Source organism: Bradyrhizobium sp. T-12 (assembly GCF_058314695.1).
The window spans coordinates 3,220,885-3,239,630 of record NZ_CM177756.1; the positions used below are offsets into that span (position 1 = coordinate 3,220,885).

General features: G+C 66.0%; 13 protein-coding genes. 8 read left to right on the plus strand and 5 right to left on the minus strand.

What is annotated here, in order from left to right; all coding sequences use genetic code 11:
- Positions 1-219 precede the first annotated feature (219 nt).
- On the plus strand, positions 220-1,764 hold the full coding sequence (locus AC0WRY_RS15100; protein ID WP_194408271.1) for a GMC family oxidoreductase: 1,545 nt from the start codon (positions 220-222) through the stop codon (positions 1,762-1,764).
- A 916-nt stretch (positions 1,765-2,680) separates the two neighbouring features.
- Complete coding sequence (locus AC0WRY_RS15105) at positions 2,681-2,866, plus strand: hypothetical protein (protein WP_194407727.1); 186 nt, start codon at positions 2,681-2,683, stop codon at positions 2,864-2,866.
- Positions 2,867-3,932: 1,066 nt separating this feature from the next.
- Here the strand turns inward: AC0WRY_RS15105 and chrA are convergent.
- Together chrA and AC0WRY_RS15115 are read right to left on the minus strand one after the other, a co-directional pair.
- Complete coding sequence (gene chrA / locus AC0WRY_RS15110; protein WP_194407728.1) at positions 3,933-5,318, minus strand: chromate efflux transporter; 1,386 nt, start codon at positions 5,316-5,318, stop codon at positions 3,933-3,935.
- Entirely contained in the window at positions 5,318-6,136 is an 819-nt protein-coding gene (locus AC0WRY_RS15115) for a chromate resistance protein ChrB domain-containing protein (RefSeq protein WP_194407729.1), read from the minus strand. The genes chrA and AC0WRY_RS15115 overlap by 1 nt, the downstream gene beginning before the upstream one ends.
- A gap of 197 nt (positions 6,137-6,333) precedes the next feature.
- Between AC0WRY_RS15115 and dmeF the strand changes: the two genes are divergently transcribed.
- Positions 6,334-7,296, plus strand: a complete 963-nt coding sequence (gene dmeF / locus AC0WRY_RS15120) for a CDF family Co(II)/Ni(II) efflux transporter DmeF (protein WP_194407730.1) — start codon at positions 6,334-6,336, stop codon at positions 7,294-7,296.
- A 92-nt stretch (positions 7,297-7,388) separates the two neighbouring features.
- Positions 7,389-8,210, plus strand: coding sequence for an N-acyl homoserine lactonase family protein (locus AC0WRY_RS15125; protein WP_491123307.1), 822 nt, complete (start codon positions 7,389-7,391; stop codon positions 8,208-8,210).
- 7 nt (positions 8,211-8,217) lie between these two features.
- On the opposite strand, the gene AC0WRY_RS15130 is transcribed toward AC0WRY_RS15125, so the two are convergent.
- The gene (locus AC0WRY_RS15130; protein WP_194407732.1) at positions 8,218-8,409 is read right to left on the minus strand and encodes a hypothetical protein; all 192 of its coding nucleotides are present in this window, start codon (positions 8,407-8,409) and stop codon (positions 8,218-8,220) included.
- Positions 8,410-8,440: 31 nt separating this feature from the next.
- A complete protein-coding gene (locus tag AC0WRY_RS15135; protein WP_194408272.1) occupies positions 8,441-9,598 on the minus strand; it encodes an MFS transporter in 1,158 nt (385 codons plus the stop codon).
- A gap of 173 nt (positions 9,599-9,771) precedes the next feature.
- Between AC0WRY_RS15135 and AC0WRY_RS15140 the strand changes: the two genes are divergently transcribed.
- Positions 9,772-11,031, plus strand: coding sequence for an adenylate/guanylate cyclase domain-containing protein (locus AC0WRY_RS15140; protein WP_194407733.1), 1,260 nt, complete (start codon positions 9,772-9,774; stop codon positions 11,029-11,031).
- Here the strand turns inward: AC0WRY_RS15140 and AC0WRY_RS15145 are convergent.
- Positions 11,028-12,272, minus strand: coding sequence for an MFS transporter (locus tag AC0WRY_RS15145; protein ID WP_194407734.1), 1,245 nt, complete (start codon positions 12,270-12,272; stop codon positions 11,028-11,030). The genes AC0WRY_RS15140 and AC0WRY_RS15145 overlap by 4 nt on opposite strands.
- Positions 12,273-12,440: 168 nt before the next feature.
- On the opposite strand from AC0WRY_RS15145, the gene AC0WRY_RS15150 reads away from it, so the two are divergent.
- The 3 genes from AC0WRY_RS15150 to AC0WRY_RS15160 all read left to right on the plus strand — a co-directional run bounded on the left by AC0WRY_RS15150 (position 12,441) and on the right by AC0WRY_RS15160 (position 18,736).
- Positions 12,441-13,793 (plus strand): Nramp family divalent metal transporter, encoded by a 1,353-nt coding sequence (locus AC0WRY_RS15150; RefSeq protein ID WP_194407735.1) that lies wholly within the window; start codon positions 12,441-12,443, stop codon positions 13,791-13,793.
- 546 nt (positions 13,794-14,339) lie between these two features.
- Entirely contained in the window at positions 14,340-17,453 is a 3,114-nt protein-coding gene (locus AC0WRY_RS15155; RefSeq protein WP_491123308.1) for an ATP-binding protein, read from the plus strand.
- Entirely contained in the window at positions 17,450-18,736 is a 1,287-nt protein-coding gene (locus AC0WRY_RS15160; protein ID WP_491123309.1) for a cytochrome P450, read from the plus strand. Before AC0WRY_RS15155 ends, AC0WRY_RS15160 begins: the two co-directional genes overlap by 4 nt.
- Positions 18,737-18,746 lie beyond the last annotated feature (10 nt).

An 18,746-nucleotide genomic window follows, 5' to 3' on the forward strand; every position in this document is an offset into this window, starting at 1 on the left:
GCTGCTGCGCAGAGTCGGGACCCACGCTGCACAGGTGGCTGGGAGACATGGGCTGCGGCTCTGCAGCGCACCGCTGAAGTGGCGCTGCGCTGCGTCCAGGGCACGCGCACCTGCGCTCACGGGCTGCGACAGCGCCGCTCTCCAATTCGCATTCCACCGCTTAGCACCGTCTGATACCGTCCACGACGCCGGTGGTCTGGAATGTCGAGAATGAGCGCGATGTACGATGTCATTGTTGTCGGCGGCGGCTCCGCCGGCGCTGCTGTGGCCGCAAGGCTTTCCGAGGATCGCGCGCGGCGCGTGTTGCTGCTCGAAGCCGGGCTCGACTGGCGTGCCGATGAGGCGCCGTGGGAGGTGCGGACGCCGAATCCGATCCCGATCATCCACAAGCGCAAGTACCAGGAGAAATGGCAGTGGCCTGATCTGCTGTCGCGCCGGGTGGCGGGGCAGCAGCCGCGCTTCTACTGGCGCGGCAAGGGGCTCGGCGGCTCCTCGATGATGAACGGCCAGATCGCGATCCGCGGTGTTGCCGATGCCTTCGACGAATGGGCCGCCCATGGTTGCACCGGCTGGTCGGCGAAGGACGTGATGCCGCTGTTCTCCGTGATCGAGGACGATTTTGAATTCGGCGATGCCGAGGGCCACGGTCGCGGCGGTCCGCTGCCGGTCTATCGCGCGCCGCCGGAAAAATGGGGACCGATCGACCGCGGCTTGCGGGACGCGGCGCTGGCGAGCGGCTATCCCTGGTGCACGGACCTCAACGGTCCCGACGGTGAGGGCGTCGCCTGCTATCCCATCAACAGCCGCGACTTGCGCCGCATCAGCACCAACGAGGCTTATCTCGAGCCCGCGCGCGGCCGGCCTAACCTCGAGATCCGCGGCCATGCGCTGGTCGATCGCGTCCTGATCAGCGACGGCCGCGCCACCGGCGTCCGCGTTCACGTGGAGGGGCAGGGCACCCAAGAGATCAGCGCGCGGCAGATCGTGCTGTGTGCCGGCGCGATCCATAGCCCGGCGATCCTGCTGCGCTCGGGCATTGGGCCGGCCGACGAATTGAAGGAAATGGGAATTGCGGTCGAGCGCGATCTGCCGGTCGGCAAGCATTATTTCGATCACCCGCTGTTTCGCGCAACCATCCAGCTCCACGAGAACCTGCGGCCCACCGATCCTGATACGCGCCACACCAATTGCTGCGTGACCTATTCCTCGGGCCTTGCGGACGGCGGCAAGCGCGACATGATCCTGATCGCCTTCAATCACCGCGGCATCGGCGTGCCCGGCGCGATCGGCGCCGGGCTGTTCAACGCCTACTCCCGCGGCACGCTCAAGCTGGCCTCGACCGATCCCGCGATCGATCCTGTCGTCGAGGAGAACATGCTCGCCGATCCCCGCGACATGCTGCGCATGATCGACGCGGTGAGGCGGCTCGCGGTGATCACCTCGCAGCCGGCGCTTTCGGGCATCGCCGACTGGATCCGGCTCGCCGATACCGACCTGACGCTGCCGCAGGCAGCCGCCCTGCCGGATCACGAGCTCGACGCGGTGCTGCGCCGTGAGACCGGTGACATCCAGCACGCTGCCGGCAGCTGCCGGATGAGCGGCATCAATGATGCCGACGGCGTGGTCAACCCTGATGGCTCGGTGAAGGGCATCTCGGGTCTGCGCGTCGCCGACGCCTCGATCATGCCGTCCGACTGCCGCGCCAACACGCATTTCACGACGGTGGTGATCGGGGAGGCGATCGCGCGGATGATGATGCGGTAGCGCGGCAACGACGGTGTTCGCGGTTCTCTCCGCGTCGTTGCGAGCGTAGCGACCTGTCCGCCGTTCGTGACGATCGCGATCCGCCCCTTGTCTCGGGCCAGGGTGGTTTGCTTGTGCGACAAATCCGAATTTCGGTAAAGTGGAATATTTTTGCAGGAAGGGGTTGGCAGGCGGCCTCGTCGGAATGGCTGAGCTGTTTTGCCCGACGGCAGCTTGCGCCAGCACGGGGAAGAACAACGCCGTTGCGAGCGACAGCATGACCATTTGCGCGCGGAGCCCTGCGCCCCTCCGAGCATAACCTGATAAAGTGTCAGGCCGAGCCCGCCGCCGAGGAGAGCCGCGCATCGATGGAAAGGTCGGTCATGCTCTCATCCAAGGTAAGTTGTTCCTGGCAATGGAAGCTAACCCCGGCGAAAAGGCCCCGCTTTAAGCATTTTACGCTGGAGTCGCGTTCCGGCCGCCGGCGGCAAGTTGCTCAAAAGGGCTCGACGAGGTTTCCTTTTTGCCCACTTTCCTCCATAGTTCGGCATGGCAAAAATAAGAGTGAGCTTCAAACCGCTTCGTAAATCTGAGGGCGACTGGGTCATCGTCGCCGAGTATCCAGGCTCAGAACCCCGAGAAATAACCGGCTTCGCGAGCAAAGCCGAAATCGACGATTGGATGAACGGAGAGCGTCGGATTTCTTGGCTCCGGTCACAGGGCTACGCCAAGTGAGATGAAATCCGTCCGGCCATCGCGTCCGTCTGACCTATGGCTGCGGTAAACGTCTGCCCGTCCTTTTGCGATCCGAGTTGCCTCGACCGAAGCCGCGGCTCTCGTTGGCGGCCGAAGCTCTCACGGCAAACGGGGTGATCAACACTTGTGGCCCACACCTAAACTCTCGCCGCGTCAAATCTACGGGTGCAAGGATCCAGTCATGACCAAATCGAAACGCTCAGCCGAGCAGCAGATCGCCGATGAAGCCGACCGCAGGGCGCAAAACCCGAACGCAGCGCGGCAGTCGATCGCGGATAGTCAAGCCGATCCCCAGTTTCATGAAAACCACAAGCGTCTGAGAGCGGAGCGGTTGGCGCGAGACGAGGCGCGCAAGCCGTCCAAATGAACACTTGGCCGCATATGCGCTCCTTGCTGCCTCTCCCACGCGGTGGGAGTCCGACAGACGCGTGCGGGAAGGATGCGGGAATTCACTGAAAATACGACACTGATCCACCCTAACGACGCGCTCGATCGTCGCAGCAAAAGCGAGGCTACGTTAGCTCCAAGGATGGGTAGCTCGTAGGATGGGTAGAGTGTAAGCGAACCCCATCAATCCCTCCGAAGGGAGCGAACGCTTAGAATCTGGCTGACCCCTGCGCTCTGGGGTTGAAGGTTCCATTCTCGAAGGCTACGGTCGCCGTTGTCAACTTGGGGGTGTATTATGAAATCAATGATTGTCGCTTCCGCGTTTTTCGTCGTGTCGGCCGGGCTGACGTCTGCTCACGCCCGCGTCGTATGTCACCACGATCCTGTGTGCCAAGCTCAGCGTGACGGCACCAGCGTGGATCAGGCCAGAAAGAGAGAACAAGGCGTAACCGACTGCGTGACCGCCGCCGGTTATACTCGCGCGGACTGGAGTGCCTACAGGGTGCCAGAGGGGCCCGCCAAAAAGGTGCGCGCCTGTCTCGCTAGGAAGGGCCTGCCCACGACTTAACTGAGCGAGTTGATCACTAAACTTTTTGAGTAAGGAGGCCGCTGAATGTTACGCGGGTCTATTTCGCTTGCCCTCGCTTCGATCTGCTCTCAACTATTGCTGTCGGAAGCTTCGGCGCAAGATTTATCCCAATGCACCGCAAGCTTTCCGCTGGCATGCTGCAAACAGTCGTACGCAAAGCATGGCCCATTTGGTTCGCTGACGGGAGCAGCGCAGGAGGCTAGAAACTACGATATGCGGGTATGCGTTGATCGGTTAGCGAAAAAGAAGAGCCGCTGAGAGCGCTTCGCAAATTGACGTTGAACCTGTGGGACCGCCGCGCTGTCCGTTGGAGGGCGAGCGGTCCCTTGGCCGCGCCTCCGGGTCGGCGGTCCAGCTCGTAGGATGGGTGGAGCGTAAGCGAACCCATCAACCCCTCCGCCGACGACGAGGCAGGGTGGGTTTCGCGAGGGCTCGACCCATCCTTCGCGCCAAGGCCCTAAATCACCCCTAACAACCTCAGCGCCACGCCCGCCGCGCAGCTCCCCGCCAGCACCGTCAGCATCCCCAGCTTGAACCTGAAGATCGCGGTCGCCGCCGCGATCGAGAGCACCAGTGCCGGCACGTCGGCGCTCCCGAGCACCGGCATGTCGAAGTTCAGCGGAAACGCATGCACCGGCACTGTTTCGCGGAACAGCGTGTGCAGGGCGAACCAGATCGAGAGGTTCAGGATCACGCCGACCACGGCGGCGGTGATCGCGCTGAGCGCGCCGGCAAGGCCGGTGTTGCCGCGCAGGCGCTCGATATAGGGCGCGCCGACGAATATCCACAGGAAGCAGGGCGTGAAGGTGACCCAGGTCGCGAGCAATCCGCCGAGCGTGGCCGCGAACATCGGCGACAGGCCGCTGGGGTCGCGATAGGCCGCCATGAAGCCCACGAATTGCAGCACCATGATCAGCGGGCCCGGCGTGGTCTCGGCCATGCCGAGGCCATCCAGCATCTCGTGCGGCTTCAGCCAATGATAATGCTCGACCGCCTGTTGGGCGACATAGGCCAGCACGGCATAGGCGCCGCCGAAGGTGACTAGCGCCATCTTGGAAAAGAACAGCGCGATCTGGCTGAAGACGTTGCCTTGTCCGAGGGCAAGCAACAACACGATGACAGGCACCAGCCAGAGCGCCAACCACAACGCGCCGGTTCGGATCTCGCGCGCCGTGTTGGGCTTGACGTGTTCGGGCACGGCTTCGCCGAGCATGCTGTCGATCGCGGCGCCGCCGCTGCCATGGCCGTGACCGGCCGGGGCGAACTCCGGCCGGCCGCTGCGCGCGCCGGCATAGCCGATCAGGCCGGCGGCGATGATGATGATCGGGAAGGGCACCGCAAAGAAGAAGATCGCGACGAAGGCGATCGCCGCCAGCGCGATCATGATGCGATTCTTCAGCGCGCGCTTGCCGACGCGTACCACCGCCTCGACGACGATGGCGAGCACGGCGGCCTTGAGGCCGAAGAACAATGCCTCGACGAAGCTGACATTGCCGAAAGCCGCATAGATGTAGCTGAGGCCCATGATGGCGATGATGCCGGGCAGGATGAACAGCCCGCCCGCCATCAGCCCGCCGGCGGTGCGGTGCATCAGCCAGCCGACATAGGTGGCGAGCTGCTGCGCCTCCGGGCCCGGCAATAGCATGCAATAGTTCAGCGCATGCAAAAAGCGGCCTTCGGAGATCCACTTCTTCTCCTCGACCAGGATGCGATGCATCACCGCGATCTGGCCCGCGGGCCCGCCGAAGCTCAGACAGGCGACGCGAAGCCAGACGCGGAACGCATCGCCGAAGCTGATGCCGTGACCGGCATCAGCTCCTGCTTGAACGTTACGAATGTCCATTACGCCTTCACCTTGTTGGTCGGCCAGTTGTGGGTCTCGGCCGTGGCGTCGCGGCACCAGCGGTAGAAGGCATCGTACAGCGTCATGCCGGCCTCGAGCTGTTCGAGGTCGTCATCATACATGCGCGACAGCCCGAGCGAGGCCGCGAGCAGGCCCGGCGCTTCCGGCGCGAGGTCCGGCCGAGCAGTGTCGGCGCCGCGCACCAGCGTCGCGAGCCGGAGCAGAGCCGGCGTGGCGATGCCGAACTCCTCGATCATGACGTCGAAGGTGCAGAGCTCGCCGCGGTGGCTCCAGAACACGTTCTCGATGTCGAAGGGCGCCGCGTTGAAGCGTTCCCCGACCGCGACCACCTCGGACGGCGCCACATAGAGGAACACCGCGTTGGGGTCGACGAAGCGCCGGATCAGCCAGGGGCAGGCGATGCGGTCGACCTTCGGCCGCGCCCGCGTGACCCAGATTGTGCGTCCCTTGGCATCGCGCGGCGGCAGCTTGCGGGCGTCGACCAGCGGCAGCTTGGCCGCCTTCCAGCCCTCGAAACCGTCTTCCAGGGTTTCGGCTTCGGCGCCGAGCTGCCTCAGCCAGGCGGCCGTGCCCTGCGCCAGCTTGGCGCCGCGCAGGCAGGAGACGATGGCCGAGCGGCCGGCAAACTCGCCGCCCCATTCCGCGACGGTCTCGTGGCTCAGCTTGATCGAGCCGGGAATCAGCCGCCGGTCGGCGGCAAAATCCTCCTCGGTGCGGACATCGATCAGCACAGGCGCGTTGGCCGTGCCGATCAGGCGCGCCAATTTATCGGATGATATGGTCGTGAACGTAGCCATGATGCGTCCTCGCATAAATCAGACGGGACGCGATACTTGGGCATGTCGCCTCGTGGGGAGATCGCTCAAATCCCCATGGCGCAGATTACAGCGAAACTAAGAAGCACTGTCAATCCAAGGGAGCGATTGGACCTTCGAAAAGTGCGGCCCCGCGGTCTATACTAGGCTCAACAGAGCTGAATCTCCTGGAGAATTCGATGCATTCGCATTCCATCGAACAATGGACCCACGACCACGCGTTTCTCGGCGAGAAGCACGACGAGAACGAGCGGCGCACCTGGCTTGTGGTGGTGCTGACGCTGGTCATGATGGTCGGCGAGATCGTCGCTGGCTCGGTGTTCGGCTCGATGGCGCTGCTCGCCGACGGCTGGCACATGGGCACGCATGCGGCCGCGCTGGGCATCGCCGCCTTCGCCTATCGCTTCGCGCGCCGTCACCTGGGGAATGCGCATTTCACCTTCGGCACCGGCAAGTTCGGCGATCTCGCGGCCTTCGCCAGCGCGATCATCCTCGGCCTGATCGCGGTCGAGATCGCCTATGAGAGTGTGCTGCGGCTGATCAATCCGGTGCCGATCGTCTATGGCGAGGCCATGGCGGTGGCCGCCCTCGGCCTCGGCGTCAACCTCGCCAGCGCGTGGCTGCTGCGCGACAGCCATGATCATCACCATCACGGGCACGCGCACGGCCATGAGCATGACGATCATGACCACGATCATCACGGCCATCGCCACCATCATCACGACAACAATCTGCGCGCGGCCTATGTCCATGTCATGACCGATGCTGCGACCTCCGTGCTGGCGATCGCCGCGCTTGCGGTCGCGATGTATTCGGGATGGGTCTGGGCCGATCCGGCCGTTGGCCTGATCGGCAGCGTGGTGATCGGGGCTTGGGCGTTCGGCCTCGTCAAGTCGTCGGGCGCGGTGCTGCTCGACGTGCGCGCCGACGAGAAGCTGGAGCGGGTGATCCGCGCGCGCATGGAGGTCGGCGACGACCGCGTCACCGATCTGCATCTGTGGCAGGTCGGCCCCGGCCATTGTGCCGTGCTGCTCTCGGTGGTGTCGGACAAGCCGAAGACGCCTGCTATCTACAAGCGGCGGCTCGCCGGGCTGAAGGGCCTCAGCCATGTCACGGTGGAGGTCGAGACCTGCCTGCATTGACGCTGGTCTTCGCGGGAATTCTGCCGTCGGACCGGGGTTGATCCGACGTTGATGCCAAGTCGCGGCCTCGTGGCCGCCAGGGAGGACCAAGGATGCGCAGGACCAAGCTCGCTCTCGCCATTGCCGCACTGGCGCTGTCAGGCCCGGCGGCGCTCGCGCAATCGGCCGGCGTCGAAAAGCTCTACGTGCTCAATTGCGGGGAGGGCGCCGCGGGCGACATCTCGCGCTGGACGCCCGGGCTGAACGAAGGCAAGACGATGGACTTCGTCGACAGTTGCTATCTGATCAAGCACGCCAAGGGCTGGTTCCTGTGGGACACCGGCATCGCCGATGCCGTCGCCGCGATGCCGAATGGTCTTGCGCCCGCCGATCCCAAGGCCGTGACCTGGCGCCGGCCGAAGACGCTTGCCGCCCAGCTCGAGCAGCTCGGCGTGAAGCCCGACGACGTCAAGGCCATGGCGGTCTCGCACACCCATCCGGACCATACCGGCAATGTGGAGCTGTTTCCGCAATCGATGCTCTACGTGCAGAAGGCCGAATATGACTGGCCCGGCGCCAACAATTCGCCGCGCTTCAAGCCCTCGCACCCCGTCGAGTTGCTCACCGGCGACAAGGACGTTTTCGGCGACGGCAGCATGACCATCCTGTCGACGCCCGGCCACACGCCCGGGCACCAGTCGCTGCTGGTGAAACTGCCCAAGACCGGCGCGGTGGTGCTGTCCGGTGACGCCGTGCACTTCAGGGATAATTGGGACAATCGCCGCGTGCCCGGCATGAACGTCGACAAGGGCCAGACCACGGCTTCGATGCAGAAGATCGCCGACACTCTGGCCAAGGAGAAGGCGCAGCTCTGGATCAACCACGACAAGGCCCAGCGCGACAGCCAGAAGATGGCGCCGGAGTTTTACGATTAGCGGTGGATCAGCCTTTCGGCGCGGTCACGCCCGGCGGGCTCGCTTCCGGCGTCTTCTTCGGCTTCAGCGTGCCGGCGTAGAACGAGAGCAGCCAGACCAGGAGGACGGCGAGGAGGTAGACGCCCCAGGCCTGCGGCGGCGTGGTTGCCCAGCGCAACAGGCCTTTGAAGGTGCGGGGCGGATCGTTGTCGTCGCTCATGGCCCGCTTGTGCGCGAAAGCTCGGGGCCGGTCAATCCGGCCGCGGCCTGGTGCGGATCAGGAACAGCGCGGCCAGCGCCGAAAGGCTGAGCGCGGAGGAGACGATCAGCACCTTGGCGCCCATGAGGTCGATCAAGAGGCCGAAGGCCAGCGGCGCCACCGCCTGCGCCATGCGTGCGGGAGCGCCGATGATGCCGAGACGGTAGCCGAAGTCCTTCGGACCGAAGATCGACAGCGGCAGCGTGCCGCGCGCGATCGTCAGGATGCCGTTGCCCGAGCCGTGGAACAGCGCGAACGCGCTCGCCGCGGCGCCGCCGAAGATCGCCACGATCACCGCGCCAATCGGGTGGGTGAGGCAGGCAAGCCGCGTCGACCACAGCGGATGGAAGCGGCTGAGGAAGCCGGCCTCCAGCATGCGTGCACCGACTTGCGCCGGGCCGATCAGCGCGCCGGCGGCGATGGCCTCGGCGGGCGTCGCGCCTGTCGTCTCCAGGATTCGCGGGAAATGCGCGGCCATGGCGCCGGTGACGGTCCAGACCGCCGCGAAGATGAAGGCGAGCAGCAGCATGGTGCGGTCGAGCGGCAGATGCGGCTTCTCGGCGGTCGCCGCCGCCTGCCTGGCGCCCTTGATCGCCGGCAGCACGAAGAAGTTGAGCGGCAGGCCGATCAGGATATTGGCGGCCGCCCAGGCAAAGCAGGTCTCGCGCCAGCCGATATGGGCGAGGCCCCAGGCGGTGAGCGGCCAGCCGACGGTGGAGGCAAACCCCGCCATCAGCGTGATGCCGGTGATGGGCCGGCGCGCCTCGGTGCCGTAGATCCGCCCCAGCGCGGCGAAGGCGGCGTCGTAGAGGCCCATCGCCATGCCGACGCCGAGCACAAGCCAGGCGATCGCCATGACCGCGACGGACTGCGAGACGCCGAGCAACACGAGGCCGGCCGCGATGGTGAGGTTCGAGACCGACAGCACCTGCCGGCCGCCGACGAGATCGATCTGCCGCCCGATGCGCGGGCCGAGCATCGCCGAGATCACCAGCGAAGCCGAGAACGCGCCGAAGATCCAGTTGGAGGAGACGCCGAGGTCGCGCGCCATGGGATCGGCGAGCAGGGCCGGCAGATAATAGCTCGAGGCCCAGGCCAGCGTCTGCGTGGTGCCGAGCGCCAGGATGATCGGAAGCTGGCGCTGGCTCATTCGCGCGTACTTTCGATTCTGGCCGACGAAATCATCATTGCCGGCATTTGCCGTCCGTGCGGCGAGGGCGTCAACCGCAACCTCGGCATATTCGATCTGCACGGGACGGGGAGCCTTGCGCGCGTGCCCGGCTTGCGCCTTTCGCTCGTCACGAATGCACGCCATAATGGCGCATGCAAACAGCTTCGCGCCTTTCATTGATGAACTGGATCGCCAGCCAGGGGCTCACGGGTCTGCCCGAGCAGGAACTGCTCCGCGGCTTTTGCGAGCGCTGCTGCGACGAAGGGCTGGACCTGTCGCGCGGGCTCGTGATCATCGACACGCTGCATCCGATCTACGAGGGCCGCGCGTTCCGCTGGAGCGATACGCCGAGCAACGAGAGCGACGTCATCGAGTACGGCTCGACGGCGGAGGGCGACGCCGCCACGAACTGGCGCCGCTCGGTGTTCTATCATTTGCTCGAGCACGGCAACGACGAGATGGTGATCGATCTCGCCGAGGCGCCGTCGCTCGATTTCTCGCAGATCGGCGACCTCGCCGAAAACGGCCACCGGCACTTCCTGGCTTTCGTGCACCGCTTCGGCGAGAGCGGAGCGCTCGGACAGATGGACTGCCTCTATTCCTATTGGACGACGCGGCGGGACGACGGCTTCACCGAAGCCGAACTGGCCGCGCTGCGCGATCTCGTGCCGGTGCTCGGGCTCGCGATCAAGTCGGCACAGCAGGTCGACATCGTGCGCACTTTGGGGCGCGTCTATCTCGGCCGCGACGCCTCCGAGCAGGTGCTGCGCGGGCGCATCTCGCGCGGCGTCACCGAGCGCATCAATGCCGTGCTCTGGTACTCGGACCTGCGCGGCTCGACCGGGATCAGCGAAAGCATCGGCCCCGACGAGATCATCCCGTTCCTCAACGACTATGCGCAGGCCGTGATTGACCCGATCCACGAGGCCGGCGGCGATGTGCTCAAGCTGATCGGCGACGGCGTCCTCGCGATGTTCTGGGGCGAGGACATGGCGGATGCGCGCCGTGCCGCGCTGCGCGCCGAGCACTTGTTCCGCAAGAATATCGCGGCGCTCAATGCGCGCCGGGCGGCGGAGGGGCGTCCGACCACGTCGGCCTATATCGGCCTGCATGTCGGGCAGGTCTTCTACGGCAATATCGGCAGCGAGGACCGGCTCGATTTCACTGTGGTCGGTCCGACCGTGAACGAGGTCAGCCGCATCGCCTCGATGAGCCGCTCGGTCGACCGCGAGCTGCTGGCGTCATCGGAGTTCTACAAGGGCCTCGACGCCGCCGGGCGGCGCTATCTCGTCTCCACCGGCCGCTACGCACTGCGCGGCATCGGCCGCGCGCAGGATCTCTACACGCTCGACCCCGATGTCGACGCGAGCGAGCCGGTGACGGGGAGCTACGAGCGGTATCTGGCGAACTAGCACCGCGCCGCCACCTCATCCCCCACCATCTCCGGCTGCCGGTCCAGCGCCACGGCCGGCGACAGCCAGATCACCAGCGCCTGCACGCCGAACACGGCCGCCGCCAAGTAGAGGCAAGCTTCCGCGCTCCATAGCCCGCCGACGATCGCGCCCAGTCCCGAACCGAGCGGGCGCGCGCCGTAGCTCATGATGTTGATGGCGGAGACGCGGCCCAGAAGGCGCGGCGGCGTCACCGATTGGCGCAGCGTCGTGGTCGAGATCACCCACAGGATCGGCCCGACGCCAAGCAGGAAGAAGCTCAAACCCGCCAGCCAAGGCGAGGGGACCAGCACGGTCAACGCCATGACCATCGCGGCAATGAAGCCGGTGACGGGGCCGAGGCCGACCACGGTGCCGAAGCTGATACGCTGCATCACGCGGGTGGCGAGCAGCGCGCCGATCACCATGCCGACGCCGTACATTGTCAGCACTGTGCCGACGCCCGCGGCGGTGAGGCCGAGATGGCGCACGGCGTAGGGCACGAACACGGCGATCTGCAGGAACCAGCCGGTGTTGAAGATGAACTGGGTGATGAACACCGGACGCAGCAGCGGATGGTGAAACACGAAGGCCGCGCCTTCGCGGATGTCCTGGAACGGATGGCGGCGCGGCGCTGGCGCGCGGGCGGGCTCGAAGATGCCTGAGAGCAGCACCACGGCGATGGCCGAGAGCGCCGCGGCGAAGCCGAAGGCCGGGCTCGCGCCCCACCAGCCCACCAGCGCGCCGCCAAGCGCAGGGCCGCTGGCAAAGGCGATGGTGCGCGCCAGCTCGATCCGCGCATTCGCCGCCGGCAGCAGCTCGGCACTCACCAGCGAGGGCACCAGCGCCGGTGCGGCCACGCTGTAGACCACGGTGCCGCACACCGCGGCGAAGCCGAGCAGCGCCAGCAACGGCAGATTGAGCGCGCCGAGCGCGAGCAGCAGCACGATGGTCGCGAGCGCCACGGCCCGCAGCGCCTCGGCTCCCGCCATCAGCGAGCGGCGTGAGATCCGGTCGGCGAGCAAGCCGGCGGGAATCGCGAACAGCACGAAGGGCAGAGTCAAAGCGGTCTGCAACAGGCCGGTCTGGCCTTCCGCGACCCCGAGCGTGAGCACCGCGACGATGGGGGCGGCGGCCAAGGCGATCTGCTCGGCCGACTGCGCGGCGAGGTTGGACCAGGCGAGCCGGGCAAAGGTGTCGGGGAGGCGGGGCGGGTTTGACATGGCTCATTTCCTGCAAAGTCGGGTTGGCGCCAGTATCCGGCCCCGGGGGCCGCCAAACCCACCCGCTTCCCGACAGGGCGGCGAATAACCGCCCGGAACGGGAACCCCTGCCACTAGATGCAGTTGCAAATGAGTTGCAATAAGCCTCGACTTCGGTATTCTCGCCCCATGGATGCCCGATCGCCTGATTTGACGCGCGACACCGCCGGCTGGCGCACTGACGCGCCCGCCACCAAGAGCCTCGCCGAGGTCAACGCCACGGTTGCCATTCCGGCCGCGGGCCGCTGGTGGCGCCGGCTGCTCGCTTTCGTCGGCCCGGGCTATCTGGTCTCCGTCGGCTACATGGACCCCGGCAATTGGGCGACCGACCTCGCCGGTGGCTCGAAGTTCGGCTACACGCTGCTCTCCGTCATCCTGCTCTCGAATTTGATGGCGATCCTGCTGCAGTCGCTGGCGGCACGGCTCGGCATCGTCACCGACCGCGACCTCGCGCAGGCCTGCCGCGCCACCTATTCGCCGGCGACGAACTTCCTGCTCTGGCTGGCCTGCGAGGCGGCGATCATCGCCTGCGATCTCGCCGAGGTCATCGGCACCGCGATCGCGCTCAAGCTCCTGTTCGGCATTCCCCTGATCGGCGGCGCGCTGCTCGCGGCGCTCGATGCCTTCCTGCTGCTGCTCCTGATGAACCGCGGATTCCGCTTCCTCGAAGCCTTCGTCATCGCGCTGCTGGCGGTGATCGCGGTCTGCTTCGCGGTCCAGGTCGCCGCCGCCGCGCCGCCGGTGGCGGAGGTGCTGCACGGCTTCATGCCGAGAAGCGAGATCTTCACCAACCCCGAGATGCTCTACATCGCGATCGGCATCATCGGCGCGACCGTGATGCCGCACAATCTCTATCTGCACTCCTCAATCGTGCAGACGCGCGCCTATGAGCGCAACGACGAAGGCCGCCGCGAGGCGATCAAATGGGCGACGACGGATTCGACCATCGCCCTGATGCTGGCGCTGTTCATCAACGCCGCCATCCTCGTCGTCGCAGCTGCGACCTTCCACAAGAGCGGCCATTCGGATGTCGCCGAGATCGGACAAGCCTTCGAGCTGTTGTCGCCGCTGCTGGGTCTCGGCATCGCCTCGACGCTGTTCGCGGTAGCGCTGCTCGCCTCGGGCCTGAACTCGACGGTGACGGCGACGCTCGCCGGCCAGATCGTGATGGAGGGATTCCTCGATCTGCGCCTGCCGAGCTGGGCGCGCCGCCTGCTCACGCGCGGCATCGCCATCGTCCCCGTGATCGTCGTCACCGCGATCTATGGCGAGCGCGGCACGGCGGATCTGCTGGTGTTCAGCCAGGTCGTGCTGTCGATGCAATTGCCCTTCGCCGTCATCCCGCTGGTCCGCTTCGTCTCCGACCGCCGCAAGATGGGCAAGTTCGCGATTCCCACCTACGTCGCCGCGATCGCGTGGATCGTCGCGGGCGTGATCGTGATCCTGAACCTCAAGCTGTTGTCCGACACATTGTTCGGGTGAGGGCAGGCGCTATCGCTCCGTCTGTCCGGAGCGGCCCATGACGAGCCGCCCTTGCGCGAGCTCGGTCCGGCAATTTCGGAAAAGCCGCGCCATGCGAGGGCCGACGGCTCCGGTCGCGAGCCGGCGAACTACCGCTTTTCAATCGGTGCGAAGAGGGTATACTACCTTCAATTGCTGCGGGGCCGCGTATTACTGACAGGCCATATTATGACATTACGTTTTTCAGGATTGATTTTTCTCCCCGCGGGATAATCGGCGGTCCCGCGCCGGAGTAAGTGCGCCGATCCGCATTTTCTCCGGTTACGTCTATGAGTTGTGCGCGACGTCGGCGCGCGGAGCCGGTGGCGAGACCACTGGCTTGATGGATTGATTTTGACTGCGCGGGTTCACGTCCTAGGGGACGGTGATCAAGCCAGAATGCGTTGATTGCTGCGTTGATATCATTGATGAGCGTGTACTGCCGTGACCAAGTGTCCCGCATGTTCAGCCCGTGTTACTCGCGAGCATCGCTTCTGCTCTCAATGCGGCGCGCGCCTCGATCACGCCGTGGAGCAGCCCTCCGGTCCATCACTTGCCAGCATCGTCGACCGCGACGCGCGGGTTGTTCCGCTGCACGATCATGCGACGGTTCGGTCACAGATGCTGACCGAGAACAAGCAGGTCAGCGTCCTCTTTGTCGACGTCTGCGACTCCACATCACTGCTCCAGCACTCCGACCCCGAGGAATCCCGCAACTATCTCGGCAAGACGCTGAACCATCTGGCCGAAGCGGTCGCGACCTATGGCGGCACGGTGAGCCAGTTGCTCGGCGACGGGCTCGTCGCCTTGTTCGGCGCGCCCGTGGCGCAGGAGGATCACGCCCTGCGGGCGTGCCTTGCCGCTCTCAAGATGCAGAGAGCCAACATTCCCGGCCACGCGGTTCAGGGCGTGGCCAGCCCGATGCTGCGCATCGGCATCAATTCGGGCGAAGTGCTGGTCGGCGTCGTCGGACAATACGGCTGGTCGCATTACGGGGCGGACGGCAAGACGATTCACCTTGCATCGCGGCTCGAAAAGATGGCGGCTCCCGGCGGCATTCTGATCAGTGCCGCGACGCAGCGCCTCGTCGCGCAGCAGATCGACACGCAGCCGGTGGGGACGCGGTCGGTCCGAGGGCTGGACGATCCGGTCGACCTCCATGAGGTCGTGGTCGCCACCGAAAGTTCGGCGGCCGCGCCGCTGACGCGCAAGCAGCGCTGGGCGCCCCTGGTCGGCCGCGAAGATCCCTTGCGGATCCTGGCCGGGGATCTCGACATCGTTCGAACCGGCGCGATGCGAACGATCGGGCTGTGCGGCGATGCGGGGATCGGGAAGTCCCGCCTGATCTCCGACTGGATTGCCGCGCTTGCAAGCCAGGGCATGGAGGTCTGCCTTTCGCAGGCACGAGGTTACGCGAGCGCGCGCGCCTACAGCACCGCCGCGGACCTGATCGCAAGCCTGGCCGGGTTGCCGCAAACAAGCCTGACCGATGCACAATCCGTCAGGCAGACCCTGGCCGCCGAATGGGCCACCGAGGGCGCCGCGCATCTCGCGGCGATCAACGATCTGCTGGGTCTGGCTGCGCCGGACCAGGCTTGGCTGGAGCTCAACCCGGTCCAGCGGCGGCGCCGGATTGGCGACGCGTTGCTGTGGCTCGTGCGCAGGCGCGCCCAAGCGGGCCCCTTCGTGCTCGTGCTCGAAGACGTTTTCCTGGCTGACCGCGAGAGCCGGCGGTTGTTCGAGGCTCTGCTGCCAAAGCTACAGGGACTGCCGATCCTCGTCTGCGTCAGCTATCGACCTGATTTCGACCATCAGTGGCGCCAGGCCCCCTGGTTTGCAGAGCGCATGATCGAGCCGCTCCGCGATGGCGAGATGTTCAGGCTCGCGCGCGCCCTGCTGGGGGATGACCTGTCCGTGCTCGGCGCCATGAACGAATTGGTGGCGCGCGCCGACGGCAATCCCTTCTTCCTGGAGCAACTGGTCATCACGCTGATCGACGACGGATCGCTCGAGGGAACGCCGGGCGCATACCGCCTGCAGCGGCCGCCGGGGGAGCTGCGCGTGCCGGGCTCGATCGCCGCGGTGATCGGCGCGCGCGTCGACAGGCTGCCTGAAGCCGCCAAGTCCGCGCTCGAGGCCGCTGCGATCCTCGGCGACCCCATCACGCGCGAGCTGATCGCCGCGATGCAGGCCGTGGACCTTGGGCGTGCCGAAGAATTGCTGGGCTTGTGCGTTGCATCCGGATTGTTGGCGGGGGCGGATCAGGCGCGCGGTCAGCTCGAGCAGCACGCATTCGCGTTTCGCCATGCATTGGTGCGCGATGTTGTGCTCGGCGCCCTCACGCGCGCTCGTCTCAAGGCGCTGCATCGACAGGCCTTCCTGGCGCTGCATGCGCGGCCGGGGGCGGCTGATGCGGATGTCGCGCCGGCGCTGGCGCACCATGCCTTCAAAGGGGAGGAGTGGGAGCAGGCGGCGAGATTCACCGTCAAGTCGATGGCCCGTGCGATCTCGCGCTCGGCCAATCAGGAAGCCCTTCAACTGTTCGAGAAGGGTCTTCAGGCAGCGCGCCGCGTCGACGACGCCTCGATTGCCCAGACCCTGGAACTCGCGCTTCGCCTGGAAGCCATCGGGGCGATGCTAGCCCTCGGGCAGATCGACGACATCTTCAGCAACATGGAGCGCGCGGAAGCCATCGCGGTGCAGCTGAACGATCAGCGCGCACGAGCGGCGGTGTCGACCGAGACGGCGGTGTTCCTGTGGATGCGCGGACGCTTCGAGCAAGGTCTGCGCTATGCTTCACGGGGGCTCGAGGCGGCCCGCCTCGCGCAGCGCCGCCACATGATGATGGCGGCGCATCAGACCCGCCTGATGAACCTCCACGCGCTCGGTCGATATGCAGAGGCGGCCACGGAAGGCCAGGTTCTGCTCTCCGATTACGGACGGGAGCTGTCGGCGCATGTCGTTCAGCCCGGATGGGCCGCGATCCCCATCATCAATCTCTATGCGTTTCACGCCAGCACGCTCTGGCGGCTGGGAGACAGTGCAACCGCCCACGCGTTCTGTGCCAAGGCCTACGAGATCCTGTCGAACATCGACCATCCCTATTCCCGGCTGCTGATCGACACCGTCCAGTCGCAGATCTGGATCGAGAGCCGGGAGCTCGACAGGGCCGAGCCCTTGATGCGCGCGGGCGTGCAGCAATGCATGACGCACAACGTTCCGACCATGCTTTCGGTTTGTACGGGTGTTCTCGGCAGCGCGCTTGCGCGCAACGACAAGGCCGCCGAGGCGGCGACGATGCTGGAGAAGGGGTTCGCCGATCGCATCTACGCGGCGGCCGGACCTTACGGCAGGACGTTCATGCGCGTGAGCCTGGGCGTCGCCTATCGCAAGCTCGGCCGGCTGGACGATGCGATCGCGGTCGGCCGCAAGGCGGTCGAGGAGGCCGCCGAAGAATACGGCCACCAGACCGAAGCCCTGTACGAGCTTGCTGAGACCTTGCGGCAGGCCGGCGATCTCGCCGGCGCCGAAGCGCATTTCAAGCGGGCCGCCGATGCCGCGGAGCGTCTGGGCATGCCCCACTATCAAAGACAGGCCGCAGCGGCCCTCGCGGATTGGCGGAAGGACGGGTATGCAGCATGAAACTCTCGACCTATGAACCCGACGCGTTGCCGCCGGGAGCACGCAGCCTCTCCTATGGTCTGTTCTGCTGGCTCAATCGCCACATTACGGTCTTGCGTGCGGTCGGTGCAGTGCTTCGGCACTGGCCAGCCATTGGCGGCTGGTTCGGCCTGGCGGCACGCGCCAGTGCGGTCAAGGATGTGCTGACGCGCACGCGCAGCTTCGCCAATACGGCGCATGCGGCCAACATGGTCTCTGGCGACTACCTCATCGGGATGGATCCCGGGCCGACCTATTCGGACGATCGGGACCTGGTCCATGCGCGGTTGGCGGCTCTGAACGTCCCCGCCGATTCCGATGCCGAGGCGCAGCGGCGCATCAAGGCTCTGAGCGTGCGCGGCGCGGGCGGCTTCGACCTGATCGATGAGTATCTGATGTGGGTCGTGTTCCACGCCATGCGGCCGCTGTTCGGCGCGGCAACGGGCGCTGTGGTGGCGGGGTCGGCGGTCGACGCTGCGCAGGGCGATGTCGACGAGGGCTTGCAGCGACAATACATGCTCGAGATCCGCTATGTTGCGGGGCAACTGCTGGCCGGCAGCTTGGCGACGCTCGATCTTCGGCGACGGGCGGAAGCCTGCGGGGATGCGCTGCAGACGCGGATCGATCGCGTGACCGGCCTCATCGGCGCCGCCTGGGGCGTCAAGAGCTCCTCCGCCGACATTGAACGAAACGCGGTCGGCCTTGCCTGGATCTCGCATCCTGTCACCGTCCAGTCGGGCGCTCTCGTCGTCCAGGAGCTGCTGGGACGAACGAAGGTCTACGAGGAGCTGCGATCGAAGGCCGCCAAGCTCGGCGAGCCCGCCGTCTGGACCGATCCCGAGTTCCGCAAGATCGTGCGCAACCATGTGCTCGAGCTGATGCGCTTCCGGCCGATCTTTCCGCTGCTGGCGCGCGACGTGCCGCGCGACACGGAAATGAAAACCGGGGCGCGGCACAACGCCGGATGTCCTGGCGGTGGTAAGGTCTCGCTGCTGTCGATCGCAGCGCTGTTCGATCCCAACGCCGTTCCCCAGAGCGGTCGCTTCTGCCCGGAGCGCGATTGGGGCAAGAACGATGCCTTGCGCTATCTCATGTTCGGATACGGCTACCGCCAATGTCCCGCGCGGGATCACGCGGTGGAGATCCTGACCAGCGCGCTGATTGGCCTGCTCACCTTGCCGCGGCTGCAACTGGCGCGCGGTGAAGGCAAGGCCATCGCCTATGACGGGCCGCTGATGCTGTGCATGCGGATGTGTACGACCTGAGTGAGCGGAG